The organism is Variovorax glucosi (genome assembly GCF_051216695.1).
Classification (GTDB): Bacteria; Pseudomonadota; Gammaproteobacteria; order Burkholderiales; family Burkholderiaceae_C; genus Variovorax.
In genome coordinates this window covers 1-1,097 of sequence record NZ_JBPJZE010000319.1, presented here as the reverse complement: position 1 = coordinate 1,097, position 1,097 = coordinate 1, and the positions used below count along the sequence as shown (strand labels likewise).

General features: G+C 59.6%; 1 protein-coding gene. It reads right to left on the bottom strand.

Features of this window, described 5'->3' with window-relative positions; genetic code table 11:
• Positions 1-1,013: FkbM family methyltransferase (locus tag ACSFA3_RS25295; protein ID WP_435508084.1), on the bottom strand; the 1,013-nt coding region annotated here is incomplete at its 3' end.
• Positions 1,014-1,097 lie beyond the last annotated feature (84 nt).

The following is a 1,097-nucleotide window of genomic DNA, read 5'->3' as shown; positions in this document are numbered from 1 at the left end:
TTCGTTGCCTGTAGTGCGCGCGTTTCTGCATCAACTGCGCGTGCTTCTGCGCCAAGTGCCCGGTCGTTGGCGTGATTGGCACTTGCCTCGGCGATGGCGGCGCGTGCCTCGGCCTCAACAGTGCGCATCGCGACCTGATGCGCTCGGTTCTTTGCATCATCAAGTGCGGTTCGTACGCTGTTCAGTTCGGCTCGGGTTGTGAGTTCGATCTGGACCCGCTCGGCGCGTTCGGCCTCGAGTTGAGCTGTGCAGGCTCGCAGCGCCTCCTGATGGCGTGCGATAAGACCGTTGCACCAAGTTCCCGAGTACCCGCTGAGTTCGGCATAGTCGAAAACGTTGGGCGGAATCCGCAAGGCCGGCAGAAGATCCGCATGTTCGGCCGCTACATAGAAACGATTGAGCCCATCGAAGTATGCGAATTGGTAGCTGGCGTCGACCAGAATACGTTCGGCGCCGTCGTAGTGGAGTTCGGTCGACATCGGCACGGTGGCCTCGATCACGATGATCCAGGGCCGCAGCGTCTTGATGTCCCAACCTCGAAGCACCTCTTCCTCCAGTCCCTCGACGTCGATCTTCAGCCAATGCACAGGGCGGCCGTCCAGCGATGCCAAGGCGGTCTTCATCGGCAGCATGGGCGTCGGTACGGTCTTGTATGCAAAGCCATGTTCGGCTTGATGGATGTCGGCATAGGCCTTCACACCCGTACTGAGACCCGTATCCTCGATCACGTGGAGTTCAAGGATGCCCGCCGCGTCAGAAAGCGCAACCTGCAGAACGACTTCGTCGGGCCTGTCCCGTCTCAGCAATTCTGCATAGTACGGAACAGGTTCGACATGCACGCCGCGCCACCCCTGCTCGTAGAACGCCTTGCTGACGGAGTCCACCACGGGGTGCTGGGCACCGATGTCGACGTAGACGCCCGCAGGTACGTGCTTCAGCGCCCGCCAGAGCATTACGTCCTCGAAGTTCTGTGCGTACGAAGTAAAAACCTTGGAACTGTTGTTTTGAGTCATGTGCGACTTGCGGCTGAGCCGGTGGTCCTCCCAGGGAAATGCATGCTTTCACGCATACCGCCATTTTACGAGGCGGAAACAGGT